Raw genomic sequence first — 25,775 nt, 5'->3', positions numbered from 1 at the left:
CAGAAGCCGGTAGAGCAGGGTATATTCACATGCAGAGGATCCACATGCCTGATTTTGTCCATTTACACAATCATACAGACTACAGCCTTCTCGACGGAGCCGCTCCAATCGATAAAATGGTGGAAAAAGCGGTCTCCTTCGGTATGAAACATCTTGCAATCACCGATCACGGCAATATGTTCGGCGTTCTCCGATTTTATAAAGCGTGCAAGGCCCATGAGATCAACCCGCTCATCGGCTGCGAGGTCTATGTCGCTCCAGGTTCCCGCCACGTAAAAAACGGAAGCGAGAAGGGAAACCGTTACCAGCACCTGGTGCTTCTTGCCAGAAATAGCGAAGGCTATAAAAACCTTATCCAGCTCTGCAGCCGCGGCTATACCGAGGGATTTTACTACAAACCGCGTATCGACGACGAGCTGCTCGAGCAGTACAACGGCGGTCTGACCGCCCTTTCTGCGTGCCTTGCCGGGGCAATTCCGTCAATGATCATGAATGGAAAGGCCGAAGAGGCGGAGCAGAAGGCGAACTACTACCGTGAGCTGTTTGGAAAAGAACACTTTTTCCTCGAAATGCAGGACCACGGTATTCCCGAACAGAAGACCGTCAATAAAGAGCTGGTTCGTATATCGAAGAAAACGGGCATCCCCCTGGTTGCAACCAACGACATCCATTATCTCGATCGGGCCGATGCAAGTGCCCAGGATATCCTGCTCTGCATAGGAACCAACCGAAAGCGAAGGGAACAGGATCGGATGCGCTTTCACTCCGATCAGTTCTACATGAAAAGTCAGGAAGAGATGGCGGAAACCTTCAGGGAAATTCCCGAGGCCCTGTCTAATACCCTGAGGGTTGCAGAACAGTGCAACTTGGAAATCGATCTTCCCGGGCCCATACTTCCCGAGTATGAGATACCTCCCGAATTCGAAAATCTCGGCGACTATCTCCGCCACCTCACCTTCGAAGGCCTAAAAAAGCGTTATCCGAGTCTCACCGACGAAATTGTCCAGCGGGCCGAAAAGGAACTGGGAATCATTAACAGTATGCATTTTCCCGGCTACTTTCTCATCGTCTGGGACTTTATTCACTATGCAAAACAACACGACATTCCCGTCGGCCCGGGACGAGGTTCCGGTGCCGGTTCCATCGTCGCGTACGCCCTGACCATCACCGATATCGACCCCCTTAAGTATCAGCTGCTCTTCGAGCGTTTTCTCAACCCGGAACGGGTATCGATGCCTGACTTTGACGTTGACTTCTGCTTCGAACGACGTCAGGAGGTAATCGACTATGTCAACCGTAAATACGGCAAGGACAAGGTCGGACAGATTATCACCTTCGGTACCCTCAAGGCGAAGGCGGTGGTCAAGGATGTTGCCAGGGTTTTGGATATTCCCTTTGCCGAGGCGGATAAAATCAGCAAGCTGATTCCCAACGATCTCAAAATCACCATCGACAAGGCCCTGGAACAGGAACCGCAACTCAAAGAGCTTATGGACCAGGGAGGGGTCTACGGCGAGTTGATCGATGCGGCCCGAAGGCTCGAGGGACTTTCCCGCCACGCCTCCACCCATGCAGCAGGTGTGGTCATCGGCCGGAAAGCCCTGACCGAATATGTCCCCCTCTATCGAGACTCCAAGACCGGATCCATCTCCACCCAGTTCACCATGGACCAGCTTGAGGAGTGCGGGTTGGTCAAGATGGACTTTCTCGGGCTGAAAACCCTTACCCTGATCAAACACACCGAAGACCTCATCCATCGCCGGGATAAGGATTTCGACATCGAAAGGGTTCCGGAGGACGATCCCGCCACCTTTACACTTCTGGGAGAGGGAAAGAGTACCTGTGTATTTCAGTTTGAAAGCTCAGGGATGCAGAACATCCTCAAGCAGGCCCACCCGACCAGCATCGAAGATCTCATCGCCTTGAACGCCCTCTACCGGCCCGGACCGATGCAGTACATCCCCCAGTACATCGCATCCAAGAGCGGAGAACAGGAGATTCGCTATCCTGATCCGAGCCTTGAAGAGGTACTCAAACCGACCTACGGTGTCATTGTCTACCAGGAACAGGTTATGCAGGTCGCTCAGATTATCGGTGGTTTCAGCCTCGGAAAAGCAGATATCCTGCGGCGGGCCATGGGAAAAAAGAAAGTCAAAGAGATGGCAAAGATGAAGCTCGAGTTCATCGAGGGGGCGGTAAAAAAGGGACATACAAAGGAACACGCCGACGAAATCTTCGAGATGCTCGTTCCCTTTGCCGGTTACGGCTTCAACAAGAGCCATGCGGCTGCCTACTCGGTGGTGGCCTATAAAACCGCCTATCTGAAGGCAAACTACCCGGCCGAATTCATGGCCGCGAACCTTACAAACGAAATAAACAACCCCGATAAACTTGCTTTCTACATCGGCGAGGCAAAGACCATGGGAATCGACCTTTTGCCTCCCGAAGTCAACATCTCCGAGAAAAATTTCTCGGTAAGCGACGGAAAGATCGTCTACGGCTTGATCGGCATCAAGAATGTCGGAACCAACGCAGTGGAAGAGATTGTCCGGGCCCGTGAAGAGGGGGGCCCCTTTGAGGATATCTTCGATCTTCTGGATCGGGTCGATATGAAGACCGTAAACCGCAAGGTTCTGGAGACCTTGATAGAATGCGGTGCACTGGACAGTTTTGGTATAAACCGCTCAACCCTTTTGGAAAACCTCGAACGGGTGATGGAGGTGGTAAGCAAAAAGAAAGAGGGTGAGCAATTCGGCCAGTCGAGCCTTTTCGACGATGGAAACGAAGAGGAGATGCCCTGGAAGACAGACCTGACTCCTGCAGAGCCCCTTCCCAAGATGGAGGTTTTGCGAAGAGAGCGTGAGCTTCTCGGCTTCTATTTCTCGGGCCATCCCATGGACGACTTCAAGGACCGCTGGAAAAGTGCCGTCAATATCGACCTTTCCCGACCCGACCGTTTCATCCCCGAACGGACCTACACCCTCATTGCCATGGTGACATCCCTGAGAACCATTATCACGAAAAAAGGGCGGCCGATGGCTTTTCTCCAGCTGGAAGATTACAACGGGAAAATCGAGTCTGTGGTCTTCAGTAAGCTGTGGGAGCAGATTCGTGATAAGGTTGAGACCGACGGGGTGATTGCCTGTACGGGAAAGATGGACCTCTCCCGGGGGGAGCCGAAACTGCTGCTGGAAAGTTTCTCCGATCCCTCGGAGATTGAGGTCAAAGGCGGCTATGAAGTCCATATAAGAATCGATCGCAGCCTCTGCACCGAGGAAAAACTGCTCGGTTTTCGTTCCTTTCTGGTGGATTTTCAGGGTGCCTGCCCCGTCTATTTTCACATAGTAAAGAAAAACGGTCAGGGCGAGACCATCATACAGGTAAACCGACAGATATCCCTCTCCTCGGAGGACGACGCCCTCGATCAAATCAGAAGCCATCCTCATATCGAAGATGTCTGGACCGCATGACATCATCAAGGAGCAATGCATGATTCTTGGATTGAAAATTTTTATCGGAGTACTTTCAGGATACCTTCTGCTCATATTGATCAGGGTGATGCTCACCTGGTTTCAGGGGGTCGATTACGGCAAACCCTATCGTATCCTCGCAGCGGCCACCGACCCCTATCTCCGCATCTTCCAGAAGATCAAATTCCTTCGTTTTTCCGCGATCGACTTCTCTCCGGTAGCGGCCATGCTTGTCATCGTCGTACTGATCGATTTTGCATCCCAGTTCATCAGGGAGGGGAGACTGAGCCTCGGCATTGTTCTGGCAGTCATCACCTCCGCCCTGTGGTCGGTCGTCTCCTTTCTGTTGAGTCTCTTCATCATTTTAACCGCCATACGATTTTTCATGGGGCTCAGCGGAGCCAATAGCGTGGGCCCCTTCGCCCGCACCGTGGATCTTCTAATCGCTCCTATCCTGGAAAAAACGCGAAGGCTTTTTTTCCGCAAACGATTTGTTACCTATAAGACCATCCTTGCAACCACAGGGGCCTCGCTTCTGGTTCTCTATATAGCGGGAAAAGTACTCTTCGGTCTGCTATACAACGTCCTGCAGGCCTTTCCGATATAAGTTCAGCGGCAGATGTTCCTGGGAGAATTGCGCAAGCCGGTCACCGTGCTCCACGGAGTCGGTAAAAAAAGCACGGAAAGGCTCGCCCGTCTTGGAGTAAGGCATATTGCCGATCTGCTCCGTCTGCTGCCCAGACAATGGGAGGATCGGAGTCGCCTTGTCCCCATAGTCCGGGCCGGTGATGCCAGACCCGCTCTCACCGTGGTGGAAATTGTTGCCCACGACTGGTTTGGAAAACCTCATAATCAAACGCTGAAGGTGTTTGTTCAAGATGAAACCTCAGTCGCCGTGCTGCTCTGCTTTAATCGGAATTTCCTGGCCGGGAAACTGCCTGTTGGTGCACGTATCCTCCTCTACGCACCGCTCCAGCATCGCTTTGGGGAACTTCAGGCAGCCTCCTTTGATTTCGTTCCCGCAGGAAAGTACCCCCTCACCAGGGAAGAGGATTATCTTAGCGAGGTGCCGAAGATCTCGGGGCGAGGAGGCATTGGTTCCATCCTGCCGGTATATCCCCTTACCGAGGGATTGACGCAAGGGGCTCTGCGAGACCTGATGCAGCAAGCGATGGAGGGCTTCGGCAAATTCGTGGATGATGAACTGCCTGAAGCAATACGCCGGGATCACGGACTGCCCCATCTTGCCGAGGCACTGGTCATGATTCATCGTCCTCGCCGGATCGAGGAGCCGGAGGAGGGGCGCAAGGCCCTCGCCTTCAATGAACTCTTTCATCTGCAATGTGCCGTCACAAGACGCGGAGCCCTTCGCAAGCGAAAGGAACGTCCCTCCCTGGCCCTGGAAACAGGCCTTGTCGATCGTTGTATCAGGGATCTTCCCTTTTCTCTCACCGCCGATCAAAAGCAGGCGGTCGAAGAGATCATAGAAGATCTGAAACGGCCCTACCCCATGGCAAGACTCCTGCAGGGGGATGTCGGATCGGGAAAAACCCTCACGGCCCTCCTTTCCGCCTTGCCGATCATCGAAGCAGGTTATCAGGTTGCCTTCATGGCACCGACCGAACTTCTTGCCCGTCAGCATGCGGAAAACAGCGCCAGAATACTTGCTCCTCTTGGGGTGAGAATCGCCCTGTTCACCGGAAGTATCCCAAGCCCGGCAAGAAAGGAGCTTCTTGTCGCCCTTCAAGAGGGAGAAATCGATCTTGTGGTTGGGACCCATACCCTCTTCTCCTCTTCCGTTCGCTTTCGCCGCCTGCGCTACTGTATCATCGACGAACAGCATAAGTTCGGGGTTATGCAGCGGCAGGGGCTTTTGGACAAGGGGGAATTTCCCGACCTTCTGACGATGACCGCCACGCCCATTCCCAGAACCATGGCCCTCACCGCCTTCGGGGACCTTGCGGTATCGGTCATCAGGACCATGCCGCCGGGAAGAAAACCGATCATTACCCATCTTGCAAAGGTCGAAAACAGGCCGAAGGTCTATGCCGCGGTCGAGAAGGAACTTGAACGGGGAGGACAGGCCTATTTTGTCTATCCCCTGATCGAAGAGGGAAGCAGGGAGAAGATCGACAGCGCGGAGAGTATGTACCGTCTGCTGCGGGAGGAGGTATTTCCCCAAAGGAGGATCGCTCTTCTTCATTCCCGCATCGATGAGGAGATAAAGGAGCGGGAGATGGGACGGTTTCTTTCCGGAGAACTTGATATCCTTGTTGCAACCAGCGTCGTCGAGGTCGGCGTTGACGCCCCCAATGCCAGCTGCATGGTGATCGAACATGCGGAACAATTCGGGCTTTCGGCCCTGCATCAGCTCAGAGGACGGGTGGGTCGGAGCGACCGCCAATCCTATTGTTTCCTCGTTTTTTCCGAGGGTTTGACGGAAACGGGCAAGCAGCGGCTTCGCATCATGAAGGAAAACAACGACGGATTTGTCATTGCCGAGGAAGATCTAAAGCTTCGAGGGCCGGGAGAGCTCTCGGGGATGAGGCAGGCGGGGGTTCTGAATCTTCAGTTTGCCGACCTACTCAAAGATGGGGAGATCCTCGAAGCAAGCAGAAAGGAGGCGACGGCTATTGTTTCGGGCGATTTCGAACTTGAACACGCCGATCATCAGGTTCTGAAGCGGCTCTACACCGTCGCCCCTCCCTTTGATGATCTTGTCTCAATCGCCTCCGAAGGGTAGCTTAGAACGATGAGAATTACCGGTGGAACATATCGGGGCCGCAAGGTGCGCTGCCCAAAAGGGGTCATCCGCCCCGCCATGGATCGTATGAGAGAGTCGATGTTCAGCATCCTCGGACCTCTCGACGGCTACTCGTTTCTCGACATCTTTTCGGGATCCGGTTTGGTCGGTATCGAAGCGGCAAGCAGGGGAGCCGAACCCGTCGTATTGGTGGAGAACGACAGGGGAAAACGGGAAACCATCCTGGAAAACATCGAAATGGTTGAATCGAAAATATCCCTGGTGATGATGTCGGCGGAATCCTTTTTACGCCGAGGCAGGGGCTCGTTCGATATTATCTACCTCGATCCCCCCTTCCCCATGCCCGGAAAAATCGATCTCATCAAGGTCCTCTCCGATTCTTCACTCATAACGGAGGAAACAAAGGTCCTGATCCACCATCCCGCCGAAGAACAATGGCCGGATGAGGTCGGAACCCTTATCTGCTACGATACACGACGCTACGGCAGGTCTTTGCTGCGATTTTTTCGTCCGGAAGTTTGACGGAGTGCGTCCTTCTTTTACATACTTAGGGAAGGAGGAAATACAAGATGGAAACAATCAAAGACCTTCTGGCGCAAAAGGGAGCCGATATCTGGTCGGTGAGGCCCGAGACTACGGTATTTCAGGCGCTGAGTCTGATGAGTGAGAAAAATGTTGGTGCGGTTGTCGTCCTTGACGATCAGCAAAAGATGATCGGTATTTTTTCCGAACGCGACTATGCAAGAAAAACCATCGGAGCCATTGGAAGCCAGGAGTGTCCCCGTGACCTTCCCGTAAAGGAGTTGATGACCACGGAGGTTGTCGCCATAAAACCGGAGACGGGGGTCGAGACCTGCATGGCCCTGATGACGAAAAAACGATTCCGTCATCTTCCGGTAATGGAAAACAACGCACTGATCGGCATCATCTCCATCGGTGATATCGTTAAGGCGGTCATCACCGAAAAAGACTTCCTCATTGCAAAGATGGAACAGTATATCTGGGACAATTGAAGCAATAGGAAGCGGTACGCTATAGCTCCATCACTCGTCTCCCCGATTGGAAGACCGTCACCTTTCTCGTCGATTCCGAGATTGCTATCGCCAGTGCCTTGCTGACCGCGGTAATGCCCTGAGCTGCAGCGTGCCGTGCACCTAGGCCGGACTGCATTTCGTCGGCCGTCGGCTGACCCGACAGAAAGGTTCCGGCAGAAAGAATGGTGCCGTCGCCCCGTATGATAAAGGCCCCGTCGATCTTGGCATACTCCTTCACCGTCTCCTCTATGCTCGGATCGAGGATGTTTTTATCGCTATCGGCATAGCCGTGAAAGGGATTAACAATCATCTGCCTGGTATAGGGATAGACACCGGCCTGATCTCCCACAACGAAGAGGGTGCCCACCGGCTTTCCCTCTCTTCCTTCGGCGGCAAGCTGGGAAGCGAGTTGCAGGACACGTGCGAAGGTGGAAAGCTCGAGATCTGTGGGGAAGGCTCCCGATTGAGAGGAAAAGGGAAGATTAAGTTCACGCTTCAGGTGGCTTAATCTGATTGAATCGAGAAAACCCGATCCCGGCTTTCCATAGGCATTCACAATGAGATCGTCTTCACCTATTACCCCTCGCCCAAGGAGATAGAGGAGAATAAACTGGACATGGATCGAACGTCTGATCCCCCTGAAGGGCATGATTATCGGCCTATAGCGCTCAAGGAATGATGCATCGAAAAGGGTCTCCCCGCCGCTTACAACAAGGACATTTTTTCCGCGAATCAACTCGTCAATATATTCGCCGTCTCCCAGGGCGTCGGCATGGAGAATGATTCTGGCACCATCGACAGCATCCCGCAGGCGAAGGGCCTGTTCAAAGATGGCCGCGGAAAGATCACGGTGGCGATGGACGAAGGGATGAACGGGGCCCTCATCCCTCCTTCGAAAAACGGAAAGAAAGGCCTTGGGAGAGGTGGCAGTGGTCAATCGAAGCAAAAAGGTTTCGTCCTGGAGCGCTGCCGCCAATTCGCTGAGCAATTTCAGATGATCTTCTTGCCCCCCTACGAGAAGAAAAACCAAACGGACAGGGTGATCGGTATCGGAATCCCATTCCACACCATTGGGAATCACGGCCGCAGCCATCCGGTTCTCCTCTCCACCCGGGATAACAGCATGGGGAACAGCCAGCATCGGTCCGAGGCGGGTAGAAAAGGTTTCTTCCCGCTTATGGACCAGGGTAAGAAGTTGCTCAGATCCTACGATGTCCCAAGCCTTGCTGATCCGCTCACACAGAAGGGACAACAATTCTTTCTTGTCTATAAGCCTATCGGCTTTGATGATAAGGATACGGTCGGTATCCAGCATCCTGCCAAATGAAGTCATGATCCACGCCCTCCTTCATTAAAGCTTATCACACTTCCGCGCACAGGATCCCGCCGTACGATCAGAGAGGTATCGACCTCTTCCTGCAGGGCCTCGACATGACTGATGATCCCGACGATACTCCTCTCTCGCCGAAGGGTTTTGAGCGTTTCGAAGATCTGGCCGAGGGCCTCGTTATCCAGCGAGCCAAAGCCCTCATCGATAAAAAAGAAGCTCTCCCCTCCCCTTCTCACGCTTTCGGAAAGAGAAATGGCAAGGGAAAAGGCGGCCTGAAAGGTCTGCCCGCCGGAAAGTGTCTTGATGGACCGAAGTTTACCCCCGTTAAGGAGATCTCGCACCTGAAAGTCCCCGTTCTCGTCGACCTCGAGAGCGAGGCTTTTGCCTGTCAAAGGAAGGAACCGTCTATTTGCTCTGGCACAGAGTTCCCGCAGGTAGCGAGTCGAAACGAAACGAACGAAGCCGTTCCCCTTCATCATATTCTGAAGAAGGGAAAGGGCTTCACGGCGACGGGAAAGCACCCGCTCCTCTTTTTCCAATCGACGGAGCTCTTCCTCCTGGCGAAGGCTCCTGCTATGCCGTTCCCTGGCCGTGGCAAGCTCGGCCCAAAGCTCTTTTTCCCGCCCCTCTTTCTCTTCACAGCTTAACAGAGCCTCTCGGTAGCCCGCTTCGTTGAACTCCTCGCTACCGGCCACATCGATTGCCTCTCGAAGCTGCTCCCGCGTGGCATGGAGCTCCCTTTCGAAGGTTGCTATCTTCTCCCGCTCCTCATCGGCTTTTTCATACCTTTGTATAAAGGAATCGAGGGCATCTTCGGAGTCGAAACCATGGTCGGAAAGCATCGGCAGAAAACCTTCTCGCAGCCGGTCAAAACGTGCCCCTTCCTCCGCAAGACTCCGTCCCAGCTCCTCGAGGCTACCGGTCAAGGTACTTACTCGCAGGGCACTTGTTTCCATTTCCCGGCGTGCCTGGGCAAAACGGATCTCCAACCCCTCGGCATCGGCTCTGAGTTTCTCACGACGGGCTGCGAGTTCCCCGCCGTCCGTATCGCCCCATATGGTAAAAAGTTCGTCCGGGATCGATTCCCGAAGGAGCGTACTCCTTCCCTTTTCCCCGGCAATCTTCTCAAGGAGAGCGGATTTCTCATCGCTTGCCGCGGCGAGTTTGGGCTCAAGGCCTTCAAGATCGGCGCTGATGCCATCCAAGTTTAATCGCAGCAGGCGGCCTTGCCGCGATCGGGCTTCGGCCTCTTGTGTCGCCCGCTTCCAGGGCTCCCGCTCCTCAGGATCGAAACGGTCCCAGCAAAAGGTTTCGAGATGCTCTCTTGTTCGCTCCTGTACATCTTCCAGGGACCTAGTCAGTTGCCGTACCCGGTCCATATGTACCTCGGCCTTGGAAAGGGCGTTACCACGTTCGATAGCAGCCTTTCGAACCATAGGAAGCAGTGATTGGAGCTCTTCGGCTTCCCCCTCTGCTTCGGCTTCAAACGCCTCCTTTTTTTCGACAACGGGATGATGAAGAGAACCGCAGAGCGGACAAGGGGTCCCATCGACAAGCAAGCCTCGATGACTGCGAATACCAATCGTCGTTAAACGATCTTCAATCTCCCGTTCCCGGCGCCTCAGAGCCTCGAGGATTGTCTCAGGTGCATCATCTACGGAGCAGGAGAGTCCGGGAATTTCTGACGCCGAAGATCGCGGCAGCTGGAGAAGCTCTTCGGCCTTCCGTTCATTCTCTTCAAGTTCAAAAGAGAGACGTTTGGTCTCCTCTTGTAAAGCGTCGGCTTTGGCATACCACTGTCCGAGGAGGGAAAGTTCGCCCTCTTCTTCCGCCAGTTTTTCGATGTCCTGCAGTTCCTTTTGAACCTCTCCCCGCCGCGTGAGAAGCTCCTGCCTACGTCCGATAAGAAGACGTTCCCGTTCTTGCAAGTCTCCAAACGCCTTTTCGGCCTTCCGAAGCTTCTCACCCGACCGCCTGAATGTCAGAATCCGCTCCAGGGCTTCGGCCTCATCAGCATTTTTCCTGCGATTCTCCATTGCAGCTTCAAGCTCCCGGTAGCGTTCTTCGCAGCCGAGCCGTTCCTCCCTGCTCTTACGAAGAGCAGCCTCATTTTCCAGACGACGGGCATCAAGGGTTTCCATCCGCTTGCGAATCTCAAGCATCTCCGTCCTTCGGGGCAGGACTTCCCGGGTGATCGCATCAAAGCGTTCTAGGCCAAGGCGTCGCTTTTTCCACTCGGGTTCGGCGAGTTCGAGATCGGCAAGGCGTTCTTTCAGCTGTGTAAGCCGCTCGGCCCGTTGACGAGCCTGCTCCTGGCGGGAGGTGAAGGCACGCAGATCTTTGAGTTCCCCCGTCAACCGATCAAGCTCTTGTGTGAGCAAAGATACATGCCCTTCGAGTTCAGAGGAACTCTCGCCCTCCTCCTCGACGATCAGCCGCTTACGCTCTTCGATGCGTTCACAATCGCGACGAGTATCAGAAAGCAGGTTCGTCACGGGCCGGTAGAGGTCGAAACGATCCAACTGAAAAAGCTCCTGAAGCATCTCCGTCCGGTCCTTGCCCGAAAGCCGGAGAAACTCCTGAAAGGAGCCTTGGGGGATAACCACCGCACGCCGAAAATTTTCATAGCTGAGGCCCAGCAGCTCCGCAGCATTCCCTGCCCCCCGATCCCGATCATCGGCAAAGGGAATCCATGCCTCTCCCTCCCTCCGATAGGCGGAGCGGTTGTAGTTCGGGGCCTTGTCCCCCTTACCGGAACGCTTTCCGGAGACGAGAAAACGGTACTCTCCATCCCCGTGAAGGAAGGTAAAATCAACGATCATCTCGCGAGCGGAGAGGTGCATGTAGTGGCGCTTCTCCTGACGATTAAGGCGCTCGCTCTGGTCGTAGAGGGCAAAGCCGATTGCGTCGACAATGGAACTCTTGCCGCTGCCGACCTGCCCGAAAATACCGAAGAGACCTGCGGCGGTCAGGGGCCTGAAATCGATCACCGTCTCCTCGAGATAGGAATAAAAGCCTTTCAACGTCAACTGCAGCGGTATCATACTCCTGGCTCCTCGTTTCCTGCGGAAACGGCCTCGGCGAGCAGCTCCAGCAGATAGGGTTCCGGATCGGCACCGTTGTTTCGGCCGCGAAAGTATTCGGTGAAAAGTCGTTCCAAAGGGGCATCGATATCTATTTCTTCCCGTCTGGAAACTGAAAGGTCCGGGCCCTCCAGCAGTTCGGGAACAACCGCAAGGACCCGAGGATGGGCATCATGGATGGCATCCCGCACTCCTGTCTCGAGATAGTGATCAACCTCCATCGTCACTTCTACGTAAGCCTCCTGGTGTTCGCCAAGCCAGGCAAGGGCCCTTTCAAGCGTCTTGAAACGCCCCCGGCACAGGGCTCTACCGCGAGAAAGGGGCACCACTTCGCATTTTGCCCTCTTCCCAGGCTCGAGATCGACAAGAACAACCTGCTTCTGCTGACCACTTTCGGAAAGGGAATAGGCCAAGGGGCTGCCGCTGTAGCAGATGGTGCTCTTGCCATACTGCGTAAGCATCGGTCGGTGAAGATGCCCTAGGGCAATATATTGGGCCTCTGCGGGGAAGGCGGAAAAGGGAATCAGCTCAAGGCCTCCGGGATGGAGAATGGGACGTTCTCCATCTTCCTCAAGCTCGTCGAAGGGCAGGCTCTCGGCTTCGGCGGAAAAAAGATGTGCCGCCATCAGATTAATGCCCCCATCATCGAAAAAACGGTCGGCAAGATTCTTCCAGTGATCACGGAGAATGGCCCTGACCTGTTCCTCTCCCCGTGTCGGATCGATGGCCTTGCGAAGTCGAACCTCCCCGGCATAGGGGGTGGCGATGATTCGCAGCTCCGCCCTCCCCTCTTTTCGAAGGCGAAGCAGCCCCGCTTCGGGGCTCTCCACCACCCAGCCGCTCTCCAGATGGCACGTTTTGATTTGAGTCTCGGGATAACCGAGGAAAAAAATGCCGCTGATCCTTGCAAGGGGATCGGGCGATTCGATTCGATCCGGCGAATCATGATTACCGGCAATGGCGATGATCACTCTTTTTCCGCCGCCGGACATGCGGTGGAGCGTCCGGTAAAGCAGCTCAATTGCCTCGGCCGAAGGGTTGAAACCATCGAAAAGATCCCCTGAGAGCATAATAAGGTCGGGATTTTGCTCATCAACAATGGAACAGATCTCATCCAGAATATCGGCCTGCTCTTCCATGCGGCTGAAACGGCCCAGGCGCTTACCGAGGTGCCAATCTGAAGTATGCAGTATTTTCATGCTTTATCCAGTGTACCTTTCTTTGGAAAAATTACAAGCGGCGTTGAATTCCATCTTGAATTCCGAAGAGTTTTGACGATTTGCCTCCCTCATGGTATGATCGGCGACATGAAGATTCGTACGAAGCTGTCCATCATCGAGGCCCTTTTAGTGTTGGGTGTGCTTATCGCCCTCTCGGTGGTGATTTTTTTTACCAGCACCATCATAGCGCTCAAGGATTTTGAAATGCTCTCCGAACGATCGATCTCGAGCCTTGAGCAGCTTTCGGTTCGCATGGATTCTCTCATGACCACGAACAGCAGAATCACCGTGGAAAAAGCGAGAATCGAATTCGGCATCGATAAGTTCGAGCAAGAGCTGAATGATTTTGTCTCGGCACGAGGAGCCCGATTCCTCAGCAAACGGCAGACCTCGGAGCTGCAGCAAACGGTAGGCTGGTGGAACCAACTTTCGACCTGGTACTATCAGCCGGCACTCGATCATATGGATTGGATGATCGATCAGCGGATGGACCGACTTGTCGGCGACAGGGGCCTCTTTCAGACCTTCCTCGTCATCAGCCAGGAAGGACAGCCTCACCCCTTTCTCGGCGCCTATCAGACCCTAAAAAACTATCAGCTGCTGATCATGGATAATACCGAAACCTTCAAAGCAAGAATGGATAAGCTGATAGGGGAGACAAATCTCCGGGCCAACACCATTATCACGGCAGGAACACGGATAGCAATAGCCATCATCGCATGCAGTCTTTTGATAACGCTCATCCTTACCAGCCGTTTTTCCACTCAGATGGTAAAACGAATTAAACTGGTCGGAGAGGCCATGAGCGTTATCTCCCGGGGCGATTTTTCCAACGAGCTCACCATCCGTTCGCGGGACGAGTTTGAAGAGCTTTCAAAAGACTACAACGCTCTCAAGGATCAGTTGAAGGAGAAGCTCGATTCGGTACTCGATTTTATGTTTAGGATCGGCAGTCTTCAGGCCCAGGACCCGGATCCCGAGGCAGTTCTTGCCTTGGTTGTCGAATCGGCCGTCGAAAATACCGAGGCAGATGCAGGGGCACTCTTTCTGGTTGATGAGGCAAGTAAATCAATCTATGTCTCCGATATTATCGGGATGTTTCCCCCTCCCTATCCCTTTCCCGAGCGGCTTCCGAGGCAAAAACAGGAAGTGGATGAATATATACGGAATAAACCCTTCGGCCTCGGCGAAACTATCATCGGTGAATGTATTGCCGCCGCCGAACCCCGTTTTTTCAGAAACTGTTCACAAGCGCTTGAGGGAACGACCTTTCCGCTTCTTGAGGATGACGATCCACTCTATGTATCAAGCCTTATCATCGTACCGCTTTCACTTCCCGGTAGAATTCTGGGGGCCATTGCCGTGGCGAGAAGAGGAAAAACAAGTCATTTCAGTGACCTTGATTTCACCCATATGAGAACCTTCGCCGATTATGCGGCCCTCACCATCGACAACATCTACAATTACACCGAGTTGATAGAGCGAAGAGAGATCCAGCGCGAGATTGAAATTGCGGCAAGGATACAGAAGGATCTTCTTCCCAAACGGATCTCGGAACCAAAGGGGACAAGCATAGCCACCTATTCAAAGGCTGCAAAGGGTGTCAGTGGTGATTACTACGATATCTTTCCCATCGAAAAGGGGAAAACGGCAGTGGTCATCTGCGATGTGGTCGGGAAAGGTGTGCCTGCGGCCATGCTCATGGTTATGATTCGAACGATCCTTAGGCTGACCGCATCGGGAGACAGAAAACCCGCCCAGATTCTGACATTTCTCAACAGAGGTATCACCGGGAAAATTGGTGTCGATCATTTTGCCACCATGGGCATGTTTGTATATGACGAGATGGAAAAGCGAATCTACTTTTCCAACGCTGCTCATCTGCCTCTGCTGATCTACAGAAAAGGGACCGAAGTCTTTATCGAGATGGACACTCCGGGACTTCCCATAGGTATAGAGGTCGGCGAACATTATAAGCAGCGTCAGTTCCAGACCATTCCCGGAGATATCCTGATCTTCTATACCGACGGTGTGACCGAAACGAGAAGCAAGGAAAGTCGGGAGTATGGTCTGGAAGCGCTTAAGTCCGTCGTGCGTTCATCGGCACAGCTTTCCGCCTCGAAAATTGCCGAGCGGATAAAGGAAGATATCGATCGCTTCGCACAAGGTACAAGCCAACACGACGATCAAACCTTTCTGATCATGAAGATAGCGGAAATCACCTGAAGTGGAAGGCTAACCTGACAATGGTCAAATCGTTTTTCTCGATTCTACTAACGTGACTCTCAAATCGAATATCCTGCTTTTGACACGCCTCTTCGATATACCCAAGATAAAAAAGTCCCAATTCCTCTCCGCTGGCTGAAGAGACGATTTTCTCGTAGTAGTCCAAAAGGGAGTGATTTTTGGTATCCATTCCCTTTTTGGTCTCTATCTGATTCTTGAGGGTTTCGGAATCGCTGCCCCGGTCGTAAAGGATTACTTCCAGACGATTGTCGGTGCCGATAGAAGCCGTACGTCCCATAATCTTCCAGACCACCGTCACCCGGAACCCCATGCGCTCCATTTCCGCAAGAACCCTGCTTCTGGCCTCATCGTTTCGCATGACCGCATCGGCATCAAGATTCCCGTGAAAAAGCTCCTTGGTAGCCCGCCCTACCAGCTTTTTCTCCGCATAGACACCAAGCTCCATGAGAAGGAGGGCTAAATAATCGGAAATGGAAGCCTTTCCGATATAGGAGGCCACCAAATCTCTTAAGGTATCGAGCATCGGATCGGCTACGGCCCTCTGGGAAGCAGACAGCAGCAGCCAGAAGGGCGCGGTAATGTGTGACAGATACCTACGGCCGATTGTCCTCGCCATCTCTTTTTCCTGTTCGGAAAAGGAGGAGCGCTCCTTCAGTGCCTCATCTGCCGCAGAAACAGAGAGTTCTTCCAGCAGAGCCAAAGCAGGAGCCGCAGTTCCTTGTCCTGAAGCATCAATGGCCCCTCCCCGGTCAAGATGTTCCCGGGTAAAGGGAGTTTTCGGATGTGATCGATTGTAATGAAGGATGAGATCGCTGGTAGCAACCAATTTCCAGAGCGCATCGGGGAAATGGCGGTACAAGGTACCATACATGATTAACTTCGAGACATCCATCAATTCCTGACGTTTTGAGGTGAAATCGCTTCTCGAAACCTCTACCGAAGATACATACCCGGCAAGTATCATCCGCTGAAGCGTCGATGCGGGGAAGGACTCGAGGCACATTCCACCTTTGTCTCTCTGATGGGGAGCGGAGCGATGCTTACTGAAAAAAAAGAGCCCGTCATCGGTAAGAATCAATGACACGGGGAGATCAATGACTGACGATGTATCGATCCTCTCCACTGGAGGCTCCGTCTACTCTTCCCTTGAGATACCGGGCCGTCTGGTGTTGTCGAAATGCTTGTACACAGCAACTGTGTTTCTTTTTTCGTTAAATACAACACCACCATCCCAATATTCGAGGGCGGCAAACAAGGCATTTCCTCCGTCGTTGTCTTCACTTTCCGATGTACGATAGGAAAAATACTTTTCTAACTCTTCGTAATTATGCTCACGGAAACACTGGTTTCGCCGACGATTAAACTCATTCCAAGACTCAAGGTTTTGAAACCCGGCACCCTCGTCTTCGACAATAACATGAGCATGATGCTCGCTGAACGATGCCCAGACGCGAACATGCTTTGAAGGATCTTTTTTATTTCCGTGACGAACTGCATTCTTGATCAGCTCACTTATCTGCTGCTCAAGGAGATTGATCTCCCGAATCTCAGGGGGTGCCTTCTGAGCAATCAACATGGAAAAAAAACGAACCTGCCGATAGTCGCTCGGGAACTCCTTATGAAAGGTTCCCTTTCGATCAAAAAGCTTGTGAGAACCATCGACGATTATCTCTTTTCTCGATTCCATCACTGCTGCCCTTTTCCGCTCAATTCATAGAGAGCGTCTTTTACACTGTCGACAATGGGGAAGTAGTCCATGAGTTTGGTCAGACGGATAACTTTTTCAACAGAACCGTGGACATGAGTAATCCGCATCTGCAGCTCCCGCTGCTTGACCTGCGTGAATACATGAATAAGCGCCCCTACCCCGCTTGAGTCAAGGTAGTCGACCTTTTCGAGATTGATAACAAGCTCCGAGACACCTTTTGCAATCAGTTTGGCAACGACATCTTTCAACCGATGCGCGTTGTAAAGGTCCATATCCCCGGAGATATCGATAATATAAATAGTATTATAACGACGCAGCTTTATGTCCATCTACCGACCTCGCTGTACGGTACCATTATTCCACCCAGCAGTCAAGTTAACTTGGTGTAAAAGCACCAGGAGCCATGAAGAGGGAGAATAGGGAACCACTCGCTTTCAGCGTATTGAAAATTGCACACTAACCTCCCAAAATGGTAATTAGTTCTATTTCTTAAGAAAGATGGAAATGATGAATCGTCCATGGTGGAGCGCCAAATGACAAAAGTTCAGGAGCGGCTAATTGCCAACCTTCGGGAAGCCCGTTACACATTAAATCTGACGCAGATGGGATTGGCTGAAAAGGCGGGGATTTCGATCGGATTTGTAGGAGACATAGAGGCGGGAAAGAAATTTCCTTCGGCAAATACATTGCAAAAGCTATGTGACGCCTTGCAATTGGAGCCGCATGAACTCTTTCTCCCCGAAGGAAAAGACGGAAAAAGGGAGAAAGGTAAAAGAGGAAAGGCTTAATGGCCTAAAATGTGGAACCGTTCCAGCCCCACCATGCCCCCGACGCACTGGTAAATTCAATGTAGATGCGGGCGGAGGGAACGCCAAGTTCCTGCTCGATGAGGGTGCAAAACCGGCGGGAGATCTCTTTTAACGCGGCCTCGGCAAGAGCAATGCTTTTCAGTTCAACAAAAGCCGCAGGCTCTTCGCTCCCCCCAAAAGTCAGGGCCGCATCACTGCGAACCAATGCCATGACGTACTGCTCAGGTTTTCCCACAGCCTGTGCGGCAGCAGAACTGAGTGCTTTACAGAATTGTTTGCGTTTTTCCGTATCGATGGCGAGATTTGTTTCTACACTGACAAAGGGCATAATTTCACTCCTTTCTTTACTTTTTCACAGGATAGGAAGAAATCCAAAAGAAATCAAGCTTCCCAGATATATAGCCCCCTACCGTCTATGCCCGTATTTCGCTATACTTTCTACTATGCGGGCTATACCGATCAACACCTACGATTCTCCTACCGTTATTCTGGAATTGATCTATCGTCTCAAGGTCAAGGATGTAATGTGCAAAGAGGTGACGACGGCAGGACGAAACACTCCCCTCCGGGAAATACAACAGACAATGAGACGACGAGGCATCACAGGCATGCCGATTGCAGAGTCCGGAAGATTGTTCGGTATCGTCAGTATGGACGACATTATACGGGCTCTCGAAGGCGGGTATATCGACGAGGCCGCAGAGATGCATATGTCGAGAAAGCTCATATTTCTTGAGGAAGATATGCCGGTCAGCTTTGCCATCAGTTACTTCGAAAAGTACTCATACCATCGCTTTCCCATTCTCGATAAAACCAACAAACTGGTGGGAATCATCACCAGCAGGGATATCATTACAAGGCTATTGGTCGAAATAAACAAAGAGATGGAGAGGATCGAAAGGATCAGCATCCCCTCTCCCGATGCGCTTCAGGGCAAAGCATCCATGGAGTTTCGGGTAATCAGAAATGATTTCGAGAATGCCGGACATGCCTCTACGGAAATCAAAAAGTTGTTGAAACAACGGGGAACCGATGTAAAAATCATCCGAAGGGTATCCATTGCCGCTTACGAATTGGAGATGAATCTGGTGGTCCATTCCGACGGCGGTACCATTTCGATTGAAATCGACGAGCAGAAGATCGTTATTGTAAGCAGAGACGGCGGTCCAGGAATTCAGGATGTGGAGTTAGCACTCAAGGAAGGTTGGACTACCGCAAATGAGTGGATCAGGTCCCTGGGCTTCGGTGCAGGTATGGGTCTGCCCAATTGTCGCAGGGTTGCGGACCAATTCACCCTTGTATCGCATACTGATGGGGCAGAACGCGGTACCGTTGCTCGGGCGGAAATTCTGCTACCTCATAAAGAAGAAGAAAAGGAGGGAGTCCGACATGAAAACGGCTGACATTGGGAAGGTGCTTGGCTACGAATGCCTCTGTTCGGAAGGAATGGAAGCGGAGATTGTCGATGGATATACATCGGACCTACTCAGCGATGTGATGGGCAACGCTCCGGATAGTTCCGTGCTGATCACCATCCAGGCACACCGAAACAGCGTGGCGGTCGCAAGCCTTGCGGGGATTCGGGCAATCGTGCTTTGCAACGGGAGGAAAGCCCCGGAGGAGATGATAGAGGCGGCTATCAACGAGGATATCGCCATTTTTCGGACCAGCGACAACCAATTCACCGCAAGTTGGAAAATTGCAGGTCTATTGAAAAAGAACTGAGGAATAAAGCAATGAGATTCAGGGCCGACCTTCATATTCATTCCTGCCTGAGCCCCTGCGGCAGCCTGGAAATGAGCCCTGCAAGGATTATTACCGAGGCGGAGGCCGCGGGTCTCGATTTGGTTGCCCTGACCGATCACAACTGTGCACGGAACCTGCGAGCCTTCGACCATGCGGCACGAAAAAGCAACATCACCCCTATTTTCGGCATCGAGGTAAACAGCATCGAAGAGGCACATGTGCTGTGTCTCTTTCCCACAGTAAAGCAGGCCGAAGAGCTGGGAGACTTCATTGAGAATCGTCTACCGCAAATTCCCAATAATCCCGATCTTTTCGGGGATCAAGTCTATGTGGACGAACATGAATTCATTCTGGGAGAGGTAGAAGTTTCGCTTCTGCAGGGGGCTGAAATCGCCTTGGAAGAGCTACTGAAAGAGGTAAAAGAGCGGGGCGGACTGTTCATTCCCGCCCATATCGACAGACCCTCTTTTAGTGTCGTTAGTCAGTTGGGATTTCTTCCCCGCTTGGACTACTCGGCAGTGGAATGTGTAACATGGCCGCCGGTCATCGACACGGCAGACTATTGTGTCATTACCGACAGCGATGCTCATTATCCACAGGATATCGCAAAACGAAGCTTTACGTTCGAAGCCGATTCTCCAACCTTCGAAGGTCTATACGACGCCTTGGTAGCAAAAAGGGTCACTCCTCAAAAACGCTCCTGATTCGTTCAAGCACCTTCTTTCGATCCAATGGCTTTATGATATAGTTTTTCGCTCCCAACATAAAAGACTTTTTCACCAAGTCCTGTTTTCCAAGGGCCGAAATCATGATTATCCTGGCGTCCTTATCGAATTCCATGATTTTTTCAAGTGCGGTGACTCCGTCCATCCCCGGCATGGTGATGTCCATGGTAACAAGGTCAACTCCCGGATAGAGTTCCTTATATTTCTCCACAGCCTCAGCGCCATGTCCTGCAGTATCCACTACTTCATAGCTTTCGCTACCAAGAATCTGGGTAAGCTGCTTTTTGACAAACATCGAATCGTCCACGACAAGAATCTTATAGGGATTCCCATCGGGGCCGATCCCATCGGGTTTGCGGGAATTGATGTCAGGAAAGTCTGTTTTCGTTTTCAAAGGTTCCTCCCGGAAACGATATCTGCTTTCCCTATTGTATGCTTTTTAAGATGAAATTCAACCGCTTTTCTCCTCTTGCTCCGGAAAGCTCATTTCTTTAGGATAATACGAATGAAAAGCTACGAAGAAATCAACGAGAAAATTGCATCAGGCAAGGCGGTGGTGCTCACCGCCGATGAAGTCTCCGATTATGTCGATCAAAAGGGCTTGGCAAAGGCGGCCGAAGAGATTGATGTCGTGACCACGGCGACCTTCGGAGCCATGTGTAGCTCCGGAGCATTTGTGAACTTCGGTCAATGCGCTCCCAAGATACGAATAACCGAAGCATGGATCGATGATGTTCTTGCCTACTCGGGAGTAGCTGCGGTGGATGCCTATATAGGGGCGACCCAGCTGAGGCAAAACGATCCTGAAAACATGTATTACCCAGGAGAGTTCCGCTTCGGAGGGGGCCATGTTATTGAAAAACTGGTAGCGGGGAAACAATGCCAGCTCTTTGCCCTCTCGTATGGGACCGACGAATATCCCAGGAGAGAGCTGAGAACCTGGTTTACTATCGACGACCTTAATCAGGCCATCATGGTCAATCCGAGAAACTGCTACCAGAACTACAATGTGGCGACAAACCTATCTGACAAAACCATCTACACCTATCTGGGGGCCTTGAAGCCACACATGAAGAATCTGACCTATAGCTCGGCAGGACAGCTTTCGCCGCTTCTCAACGACCCCCTCTATCGAACAATCGGGATAGGCACGGCGGTGTGGCTGGCCGGAGCAAGGGGCCATGTCTACGCCGAGGGAACGCAACATGCTCCCTCCATTTCACGTACGCCGGGAGGAGTGCCTACCGGAGGGGCAGGAACCCTGGCACTTACCGCGGACATGAAGCAGATGAACGGCCGTTATGTCAGGGGAGTAAGTCTCAAGGGTTACGGGGTATCCCTGGCCCTGGGGGTCGGTATCCCTATTCCTATTCTGGACGAAGATGTACTTCTGAAAACCACCGTACGAGACCGGGATATTCCGGCGGAGGTAATCGATTACAGCAGTGATTATCCAAACAAAACCGGCAAGGTACTCGCTCATGTCAACTACGCCGATTTAAAGAAGGGAAATATTGAGCTTCTCGGCAAAAGGGTTGAGGTCTCTTCCATGTCAAGTTATGCAATGGCCTTGGAAATTGCTGAGTTGTTGAAAGAGGAAGTTCGAAGCGGAAGTTTCCTACTGAGCCGGCCTTTACAGCCGCTTCCGGTGGAACAGGAACTGAAATCGCTGAAAATCCGGAAAGAGGATGAGGTACGCTGAAGATGATACAAAAAAAATTCCTGCTCAATTTTTCAAAAGAGGTCTCCGAACAGCCGCACATCTACCATTTGGTCAAAGATTACGACCTTATCGTCAACATCTTTCGGGCAAAGATAACCGACGAGGCCGAAGGTTTTATGATCCTGGAAATATCAGGGGAAAAAGATGCCCTGAGGAAAGGCATTGCCTACCTTAGAGATCAGAATGTCGGTGTAGGCGAAGCGGAAAAGGGTGTTGTTTGGGACGAAGAGCGTTGTACTCAATGCGGGAACTGCCTCTCCCACTGCCCGACCCATGCTTTACGGATAGATAATCCAGCCACGATGCATATCATCTTTGATGCCGAGGCCTGTATCGAATGTCTTGCCTGCATAAAGAACTGCCCCTATGGCGCCTGTACTTCGGTCTTCTAAACGCAATTTTAGGGCCCTTTCCTTTCGAGGGGCCCATTATCGGATAAGCGATAAGGCCTTTGATTCTGCCCGACGCTATCTCCCGGTGCTTCGAAAAGAGCTGGAGAAGTATATCCGCCATTTCCCCGACTTTCAGAGAGCCCTAACCCCGCTTACGGTTCTCCAGACACCGGCGCCGGAATCCGCCATCAGGATGCACAAGGCATCCTTACGCATCGGAGTAGGCCCCATGGCTGCGGTTGCCGGAACCTTCGCGCAACTGGCTGTCGAGAAGGCCTTATCCGAGGGGCTTGAAGAGGCAATCGTGGAAAACGGCGGTGATGTTTTCATGAAACTCGAGCACGAACTTATCCTTGCCCTCTATGCGGGAAAGGCTCCGGAGGGGTTCCGGCATCTGGCATTCCGCATCGAAGCCGAACAAACGCCCTTGGCAGTCTGTTCCTCAAGTTCAAAGATGGGGCATTCACTCAGTTTTGGAAGAGCGGATCTGGTAACGGTAGTGGCCCCCGATGCCGCCATAGCCGATGCGGCGGCAACCTGGGGAGCAAACGGCATCGACTCACCAAAAGAACTGGGGCGCAGAGCGGAAGAGATCGCAGATCTTCCCGGAGTACAAGGGGTACTCATCATTCTTGACGGAACAATGGCCATGGCGGGGAAGCTTCCTCCCCTCATTCGCCATGTTGATCCACGGCTTAAAAGCCGGGTAAGCAAAGACAAAGAGAGCAACTTTCCCGGATAGTGGAACCGGATAGAGGAATAAGGGCTCAGCCCATCAAAAAAATACCCAGAATCCCCGAAAGGATCACTCCCAAAATGGGATGAAGCTTGAAACGGCGCACAAGAATCAAAATGAGCACAAAAATGATACATCCGCCGGGATTGAGGGCAAAATTGAGCTTTGGCCCCCCCTTACCGGCAATCCATGTTCCAATTGTTTCAAGGCCGATGTGACCACGGAAGATGGAAAGCTCGGCAAAAAACAGGACCGCCGTAGCAATCAAACCGATGGTAGCCGGACGGACTCCCTTTATGACAGCATCAACGATCCTGTTGGTTCTGAAGGCATTCAAAAGACGGGCGATGATAATGATGATCACAAACGATGGAAGAACGACCCCCAAGGTTGAAACAATAGCACCACTGATACCGGCCGTTCTGATGCCGATGAAGGTGGCGGCATTAATGCCGATGGGACCAGGAGTCATCTGGCTGACAGCCACCAGATCGGCAAATTCCTGGAGGGAAAGCCAGCCGTGTCGCTCAATTTCCATCTTCATGAGGGGGATCATCGCATAACCGCCCCCAAAACTGAAAAGCCCTATTTTGAAAAAGGTCCAAAGTAAATCAAAATGGAGTGCCATCTACAGCTCCTTGCGCAGGAAGTAATAGTGCAGCACACCGGCAAGGCCGGCCGATGCAATAATGGCGATGGCATGCAGATTAAAAACCACGAGGGCAAGAAAAGCGGCAAGAGCGACAACAATAGGGAAAATCCCCTGTATCACCTTCTTCCCAAGCTTCAGGGCGGCGATAAAAATCAGGGCTGTCACCCCAGCCCGCACTCCGGCAAAGGCTCGCTGCACCTCCGGGACATCCCGAAAACGGACCAGAAGGGTCGCAAGAACTGAGATGATGATAAAGGAGGGAAGTATCATGCCCAGGGCAGCAGCGACCGCCCCCCGAAAGCCGGCAAGGCGATAGCCGATAAAAATCGCCGAATTTATTCCAATCGTTCCGGGAACAGATTGCACAATCGTGAAGACATCGACGATCTCTTCCTCGCTTACCCAACCCTGTCGATGGACAATCTCCCGTTCGATCAAAGGCAGCATGGCATAGCCACCGCCGATGGTAAACGCTCCGATCCGAAAAAAGGTAAAGAACATAGAAAGGGCCCGGCGCGACGGCTGGTCGTTACCGGGCCCCTTGAGAGAAGGCTGTCCCATAAAAGACTATCTGCGCCTGCCGAAGATTCTCAACAAAAAGAGAAAGATGTTGATAAAGTCAAGATAGAGCTTAAGGGCTCCCATGATCGAAATCTTAACATACCCTTCCTCATCGACGGAATTACCATAGGCCGCATTCCAGCGTTTGATAATCTGCGTATCATAGGCCGTAAGACCAAGAAAAACCGCAATACCGATGTAGCTGATCATATAATAGACCGTAGGGCTCTTGAGAAAGAAATTGATAAGAGTCGCAATCAGAACCCCCCAAAGCCCCATCATCAGGTAATGACCAAGGCCGGAAAGATCTCGCTTTGTCGTCAACGCCCAGAGGCTCATCCCTCCGAAGGTCGCCGCCGTTGTAAAAAAGGCAAGAGCGATGGTCTGACCGGTATATGCAAGAAAAACAATACTAAGGGTGATACCGTTCAATACGGCATAACCGGCAAAAGCCAAGGTTGCAGACGAAGCGCTCATCTTGTTGATTCGGGCCGAAAGGACCGAGACAAGAACCAGCTCGCCGATGATCAGAGCGAAGAAGAGGACGGGATTACCGACCAAGGTGGCAATCATACTCCTGCTTGACGAAACGGCCATGGCTACCACCCCGGTAAGAGCAAGGCCGGCGGTCATCCAGAGGTAGACGTTCCTAATGATATTTCGTTCACGAACTTCGGCATAGCGAAGCGTTTCTTCTCTTGCAAAAGCCATACATAACCTCCATCGTCATGTCGCGTATTCTTATCTATAAGGTACGCAATCAATCGGGAATTGACAAGCACCCGGGAAAAGCGTCTACTAAAGAAATGGTACGAACTATCCTATTTATCACCGCTTTTTGGATCATGATGCTTTTGTCCATGCTTTTTCTCTTACCGATTCCCTTTCTCTACCTTTTTGCTTGTGTCGCAAAGCGTCGGGCTTACGTCCTTACCATTACCAGAGCCTGGGCACGCATCCTGGTATACAGCTGCGGAATCGATATAGAGGTACGGGGCTTGGAACATCTTCCGGAAGCGGACAATCTCTGCTTCGTCTCGAACCATCAAAGCTATCTGGACATACCGGTCATCATGGCGTCCGTGCCGAAAATCATTGGGTTTGTGGCAAAGAAAGAACTTCGCTATGTTCCATTTCTCAGTAGTTGGATGAAGCAGATCGGCTGCATTTTTCTCGACAGGAAAAATCCGAAACAGGCACTTCGGCTTTTTGATCTCGGTGCCGAGGATATCCGAAGCGGTCATGCCAAACTGATCTTTCCCGAAGGAACGAGGAACAAAGGATCAGGAATGGGCCCGGTGCGGGCCGGAGCCATGAAGCTTCCCTTCAAGGCCGAGGCACTTATTGTCCCCATCACCATCGACGGAACCAGAAGGCTTCTGGAAGCCGAGGGAAAGGTCAGATCGGGGAAGGTACACCTTACCATCCATCCTCCGATGCCAAGCAAAGGGCTTGGAAGAGAGGAGCAGAAGCGGCTAACCGAAGAAATCGTCGGGCAGATAGCCTCGGCTCTTCCCCAGTAGGGCCATGCTATAGAAACCATTCTTTAGTGTTCCGAATCCTGGTGGTGTACGA

General features: G+C 52.2%; 25 protein-coding genes. 14 read left to right on the top strand and 11 right to left on the bottom strand.

The annotated features are described in order from the left end of the window. The first annotated feature begins 44 nt into the window (after positions 1-44). From dnaE to SPIRS_RS06685, 5 genes are read left to right on the top strand one after another with little or no spacing between them, the layout of a single operon-like run. Entirely contained in the window at positions 45-3,470 is a 3,426-nt protein-coding gene (gene dnaE / locus SPIRS_RS06705; RefSeq protein WP_013253918.1) for a DNA polymerase III subunit alpha, read from the top strand. 19 nt (positions 3,471-3,489) lie between these two features. Beyond that, complete coding sequence (locus SPIRS_RS06700) at positions 3,490-4,077, top strand: YggT family protein (protein WP_013253917.1); 588 nt, start codon at positions 3,490-3,492, stop codon at positions 4,075-4,077. A 12-nt stretch (positions 4,078-4,089) separates the two neighbouring features. Beyond that, positions 4,090-6,213 carry an ATP-dependent DNA helicase RecG gene (gene recG, locus SPIRS_RS06695; protein WP_013253916.1) on the top strand — a complete coding sequence of 708 codons (2,124 nt, stop codon included), beginning with the start codon at positions 4,090-4,092 and terminating at the stop codon, positions 6,211-6,213. Positions 6,214-6,222: 9 nt separating this feature from the next. After that, positions 6,223-6,756, top strand: a complete 534-nt coding sequence (gene rsmD, locus SPIRS_RS06690; protein ID WP_013253915.1) for a 16S rRNA (guanine(966)-N(2))-methyltransferase RsmD — start codon at positions 6,223-6,225, stop codon at positions 6,754-6,756. Between the two features lie 47 nt (positions 6,757-6,803). Continuing rightward, positions 6,804-7,247 carry a CBS domain-containing protein gene (locus tag SPIRS_RS06685; protein WP_013253914.1) on the top strand — a complete coding sequence of 148 codons (444 nt, stop codon included), beginning with the start codon at positions 6,804-6,806 and terminating at the stop codon, positions 7,245-7,247. A 19-nt stretch (positions 7,248-7,266) separates the two neighbouring features. Here the strand turns inward: SPIRS_RS06685 and SPIRS_RS06680 are convergent, their stop codons facing one another. From SPIRS_RS06680 to SPIRS_RS06670, 3 genes are read right to left on the bottom strand one after another with little or no spacing between them, the layout of a single operon-like run. Next, a complete protein-coding gene (locus SPIRS_RS06680; RefSeq protein ID WP_013253913.1) occupies positions 7,267-8,601 on the bottom strand; it encodes a diadenylate cyclase in 1,335 nt (444 codons plus the stop codon). Continuing rightward, on the bottom strand, positions 8,598-11,642 hold the full coding sequence (locus SPIRS_RS06675) for an AAA family ATPase (RefSeq protein ID WP_013253912.1): 3,045 nt from the start codon (positions 11,640-11,642) through the stop codon (positions 8,598-8,600). The genes SPIRS_RS06680 and SPIRS_RS06675 overlap by 4 nt, the downstream gene beginning before the upstream one ends. Beyond that, entirely contained in the window at positions 11,639-12,880 is a 1,242-nt protein-coding gene (locus SPIRS_RS06670; protein WP_013253911.1) for a metallophosphoesterase family protein, read from the bottom strand. The genes SPIRS_RS06675 and SPIRS_RS06670 overlap by 4 nt, the downstream gene beginning before the upstream one ends. Positions 12,881-12,988: 108 nt before the next feature. Here SPIRS_RS06670 and SPIRS_RS06665 point away from each other — a divergent pair, with 108 nt between their 5' ends. Beyond that, entirely contained in the window at positions 12,989-15,127 is a 2,139-nt protein-coding gene (locus SPIRS_RS06665; RefSeq protein WP_245537719.1) for a GAF domain-containing SpoIIE family protein phosphatase, read from the top strand. Here the strand turns inward: SPIRS_RS06665 and SPIRS_RS06660 are convergent. Genes SPIRS_RS06660 through SPIRS_RS06650 form a run of 3 tightly spaced genes read right to left on the bottom strand, consistent with a single transcriptional unit; the run spans position 15,120 to position 17,185 of the window. After that, the gene (locus SPIRS_RS06660; RefSeq protein ID WP_013253909.1) at positions 15,120-16,271 is read right to left on the bottom strand and encodes a hypothetical protein; all 1,152 of its coding nucleotides are present in this window, start codon (positions 16,269-16,271) and stop codon (positions 15,120-15,122) included. The two genes, SPIRS_RS06665 and SPIRS_RS06660, sit on opposite strands and share 8 nt — an antisense overlap. Positions 16,272-16,283: 12 nt before the next feature. Further along, positions 16,284-16,835: an ATP-binding protein gene (locus SPIRS_RS06655; protein WP_013253908.1), complete on the bottom strand. Its 552-nt coding sequence runs from the start codon at positions 16,833-16,835 to the stop codon at positions 16,284-16,286. Further along, positions 16,835-17,185: an STAS domain-containing protein gene (locus tag SPIRS_RS06650; RefSeq protein WP_013253907.1), complete on the bottom strand. Its 351-nt coding sequence runs from the start codon at positions 17,183-17,185 to the stop codon at positions 16,835-16,837. The genes SPIRS_RS06655 and SPIRS_RS06650 overlap by 1 nt, the downstream gene beginning before the upstream one ends. A 204-nt stretch (positions 17,186-17,389) precedes the next feature. On the opposite strand from SPIRS_RS06650, the gene SPIRS_RS06645 reads away from it, so the two are divergent. Further along, positions 17,390-17,644 (top strand): helix-turn-helix domain-containing protein, encoded by a 255-nt coding sequence (locus SPIRS_RS06645; RefSeq protein ID WP_013253906.1) that lies wholly within the window; start codon positions 17,390-17,392, stop codon positions 17,642-17,644. 4 nt (positions 17,645-17,648) lie between these two features. Here SPIRS_RS06645 and SPIRS_RS06640 read toward each other — a convergent pair whose 3' ends face one another. Further along, positions 17,649-17,993 carry a phenylpyruvate tautomerase MIF-related protein gene (locus SPIRS_RS06640; RefSeq protein ID WP_013253905.1) on the bottom strand — a complete coding sequence of 115 codons (345 nt, stop codon included), beginning with the start codon at positions 17,991-17,993 and terminating at the stop codon, positions 17,649-17,651. Between the two features lie 115 nt (positions 17,994-18,108). Here SPIRS_RS06640 and SPIRS_RS06635 point away from each other — a divergent pair, with 115 nt between their 5' ends. Genes SPIRS_RS06635 through SPIRS_RS06625 form a run of 3 tightly spaced genes read left to right on the top strand, consistent with a single transcriptional unit; the run spans position 18,109 to position 20,115 of the window. Beyond that, positions 18,109-19,068 carry a CBS domain-containing protein gene (locus SPIRS_RS06635; protein ID WP_013253904.1) on the top strand — a complete coding sequence of 320 codons (960 nt, stop codon included), beginning with the start codon at positions 18,109-18,111 and terminating at the stop codon, positions 19,066-19,068. After that, a complete protein-coding gene (locus SPIRS_RS06630; RefSeq protein ID WP_013253903.1) occupies positions 19,055-19,390 on the top strand; it encodes a hypothetical protein in 336 nt (111 codons plus the stop codon). The genes SPIRS_RS06635 and SPIRS_RS06630 overlap by 14 nt, the downstream gene beginning before the upstream one ends. 11 nt (positions 19,391-19,401) lie before the next feature. Beyond that, the gene (locus SPIRS_RS06625; RefSeq protein WP_013253902.1) at positions 19,402-20,115 is read left to right on the top strand and encodes a PHP domain-containing protein; all 714 of its coding nucleotides are present in this window, start codon (positions 19,402-19,404) and stop codon (positions 20,113-20,115) included. Here SPIRS_RS06625 and SPIRS_RS06620 read toward each other — a convergent pair. Beyond that, positions 20,093-20,530 carry a response regulator gene (locus SPIRS_RS06620; RefSeq protein WP_013253901.1) on the bottom strand — a complete coding sequence of 146 codons (438 nt, stop codon included), beginning with the start codon at positions 20,528-20,530 and terminating at the stop codon, positions 20,093-20,095. The genes SPIRS_RS06625 and SPIRS_RS06620 overlap by 23 nt on opposite strands. A 111-nt stretch (positions 20,531-20,641) precedes the next feature. Between SPIRS_RS06620 and SPIRS_RS06615 the strand changes: the two genes are divergently transcribed. From SPIRS_RS06615 to SPIRS_RS06605, 3 genes are read left to right on the top strand one after another with little or no spacing between them, the layout of a single operon-like run. Then, positions 20,642-21,838: a homocysteine biosynthesis protein gene (locus tag SPIRS_RS06615; RefSeq protein ID WP_013253900.1), complete on the top strand. Its 1,197-nt coding sequence runs from the start codon at positions 20,642-20,644 to the stop codon at positions 21,836-21,838. A gap of 2 nt (positions 21,839-21,840) precedes the next feature. Beyond that, positions 21,841-22,251 carry an NIL domain-containing protein gene (locus SPIRS_RS06610; RefSeq protein WP_013253899.1) on the top strand — a complete coding sequence of 137 codons (411 nt, stop codon included), beginning with the start codon at positions 21,841-21,843 and terminating at the stop codon, positions 22,249-22,251. Further along, positions 22,226-22,993 (top strand): UPF0280 family protein, encoded by a 768-nt coding sequence (locus SPIRS_RS06605; RefSeq protein WP_013253898.1) that lies wholly within the window; start codon positions 22,226-22,228, stop codon positions 22,991-22,993. Before SPIRS_RS06610 ends, SPIRS_RS06605 begins: the two co-directional genes overlap by 26 nt. Before the next feature lie 25 nt (positions 22,994-23,018). On the opposite strand, the gene SPIRS_RS06600 is transcribed toward SPIRS_RS06605, so the two are convergent. The 3 genes from SPIRS_RS06600 to SPIRS_RS06590 are packed head-to-tail and all read right to left on the bottom strand — an operon-like array spanning position 23,019 to position 24,911. Beyond that, positions 23,019-23,615, bottom strand: a complete 597-nt coding sequence (locus SPIRS_RS06600; protein WP_013253897.1) for a chromate transporter — start codon at positions 23,613-23,615, stop codon at positions 23,019-23,021. After that, the gene (locus SPIRS_RS06595) at positions 23,616-24,200 is read right to left on the bottom strand and encodes a chromate transporter (protein ID WP_013253896.1); all 585 of its coding nucleotides are present in this window, start codon (positions 24,198-24,200) and stop codon (positions 23,616-23,618) included. Positions 24,201-24,206: 6 nt separating this feature from the next. After that, the gene (locus SPIRS_RS06590) at positions 24,207-24,911 is read right to left on the bottom strand and encodes a Bax inhibitor-1/YccA family protein (RefSeq protein ID WP_013253895.1); all 705 of its coding nucleotides are present in this window, start codon (positions 24,909-24,911) and stop codon (positions 24,207-24,209) included. A gap of 95 nt (positions 24,912-25,006) precedes the next feature. On the opposite strand from SPIRS_RS06590, the gene SPIRS_RS06585 reads away from it, so the two are divergent. Further along, positions 25,007-25,723 (top strand): lysophospholipid acyltransferase family protein, encoded by a 717-nt coding sequence (locus tag SPIRS_RS06585; RefSeq protein ID WP_013253894.1) that lies wholly within the window; start codon positions 25,007-25,009, stop codon positions 25,721-25,723. The last annotated feature ends 52 nt before the right edge of the window (positions 25,724-25,775 follow it).

This window comes from Sediminispirochaeta smaragdinae DSM 11293 (genome assembly GCF_000143985.1).
Lineage (GTDB): Bacteria > Spirochaetota > Spirochaetia > DSM-16054 > Sediminispirochaetaceae > Sediminispirochaeta > Sediminispirochaeta smaragdinae.
This window is presented reverse-complemented; position numbering and strand designations above follow the sequence as displayed.

Coding starts and splice junctions, on each gene's coding strand:
- SPIRS_RS06675 (WP_013253912.1), bottom strand. CDS start 11,642: ATGATACCGCTGCAGTTGACGTTGAAAGGCTTTTATTCCTATCTCGAG.
- rsmD (WP_013253915.1), top strand. CDS start 6,223: ATGAGAATTACCGGTGGAACATATCGGGGCCGCAAGGTGCGCTGCCCA.
- SPIRS_RS06665 (WP_245537719.1), top strand. CDS start 12,989: ATGAAGATTCGTACGAAGCTGTCCATCATCGAGGCCCTTTTAGTGTTG.
- SPIRS_RS06670 (WP_013253911.1), bottom strand. CDS start 12,880: ATGAAAATACTGCATACTTCAGATTGGCACCTCGGTAAGCGCCTGGGC.
- recG (WP_013253916.1), top strand. CDS start 4,090: ATGTTCCTGGGAGAATTGCGCAAGCCGGTCACCGTGCTCCACGGAGTC.
- SPIRS_RS06700 (WP_013253917.1), top strand. CDS start 3,490: ATGATTCTTGGATTGAAAATTTTTATCGGAGTACTTTCAGGATACCTT.
- SPIRS_RS06590 (WP_013253895.1), bottom strand. CDS start 24,911: ATGGCTTTTGCAAGAGAAGAAACGCTTCGCTATGCCGAAGTTCGTGAA.
- SPIRS_RS06650 (WP_013253907.1), bottom strand. CDS start 17,185: ATGGACATAAAGCTGCGTCGTTATAATACTATTTATATTATCGATATC.
- dnaE (WP_013253918.1), top strand. CDS start 45: ATGCCTGATTTTGTCCATTTACACAATCATACAGACTACAGCCTTCTC.
- SPIRS_RS06610 (WP_013253899.1), top strand. CDS start 21,841: ATGATACAAAAAAAATTCCTGCTCAATTTTTCAAAAGAGGTCTCCGAA.
- SPIRS_RS06600 (WP_013253897.1), bottom strand. CDS start 23,615: ATGGCACTCCATTTTGATTTACTTTGGACCTTTTTCAAAATAGGGCTT.
- SPIRS_RS06595 (WP_013253896.1), bottom strand. CDS start 24,200: ATGGGACAGCCTTCTCTCAAGGGGCCCGGTAACGACCAGCCGTCGCGC.
- SPIRS_RS06585 (WP_013253894.1), top strand. CDS start 25,007: ATGGTACGAACTATCCTATTTATCACCGCTTTTTGGATCATGATGCTT.
- SPIRS_RS06625 (WP_013253902.1), top strand. CDS start 19,402: ATGAGATTCAGGGCCGACCTTCATATTCATTCCTGCCTGAGCCCCTGC.
- SPIRS_RS06605 (WP_013253898.1), top strand. CDS start 22,226: ATGGCGCCTGTACTTCGGTCTTCTAAACGCAATTTTAGGGCCCTTTCC.
- SPIRS_RS06640 (WP_013253905.1), bottom strand. CDS start 17,993: ATGCCCTTTGTCAGTGTAGAAACAAATCTCGCCATCGATACGGAAAAA.
- SPIRS_RS06645 (WP_013253906.1), top strand. CDS start 17,390: ATGACAAAAGTTCAGGAGCGGCTAATTGCCAACCTTCGGGAAGCCCGT.
- SPIRS_RS06680 (WP_013253913.1), bottom strand. CDS start 8,601: ATGACTTCATTTGGCAGGATGCTGGATACCGACCGTATCCTTATCATC.
- SPIRS_RS06635 (WP_013253904.1), top strand. CDS start 18,109: ATGCGGGCTATACCGATCAACACCTACGATTCTCCTACCGTTATTCTG.
- SPIRS_RS06685 (WP_013253914.1), top strand. CDS start 6,804: ATGGAAACAATCAAAGACCTTCTGGCGCAAAAGGGAGCCGATATCTGG.
- SPIRS_RS06615 (WP_013253900.1), top strand. CDS start 20,642: ATGAAAAGCTACGAAGAAATCAACGAGAAAATTGCATCAGGCAAGGCG.
- SPIRS_RS06655 (WP_013253908.1), bottom strand. CDS start 16,835: ATGGAATCGAGAAAAGAGATAATCGTCGATGGTTCTCACAAGCTTTTT.
- SPIRS_RS06630 (WP_013253903.1), top strand. CDS start 19,055: ATGAAAACGGCTGACATTGGGAAGGTGCTTGGCTACGAATGCCTCTGT.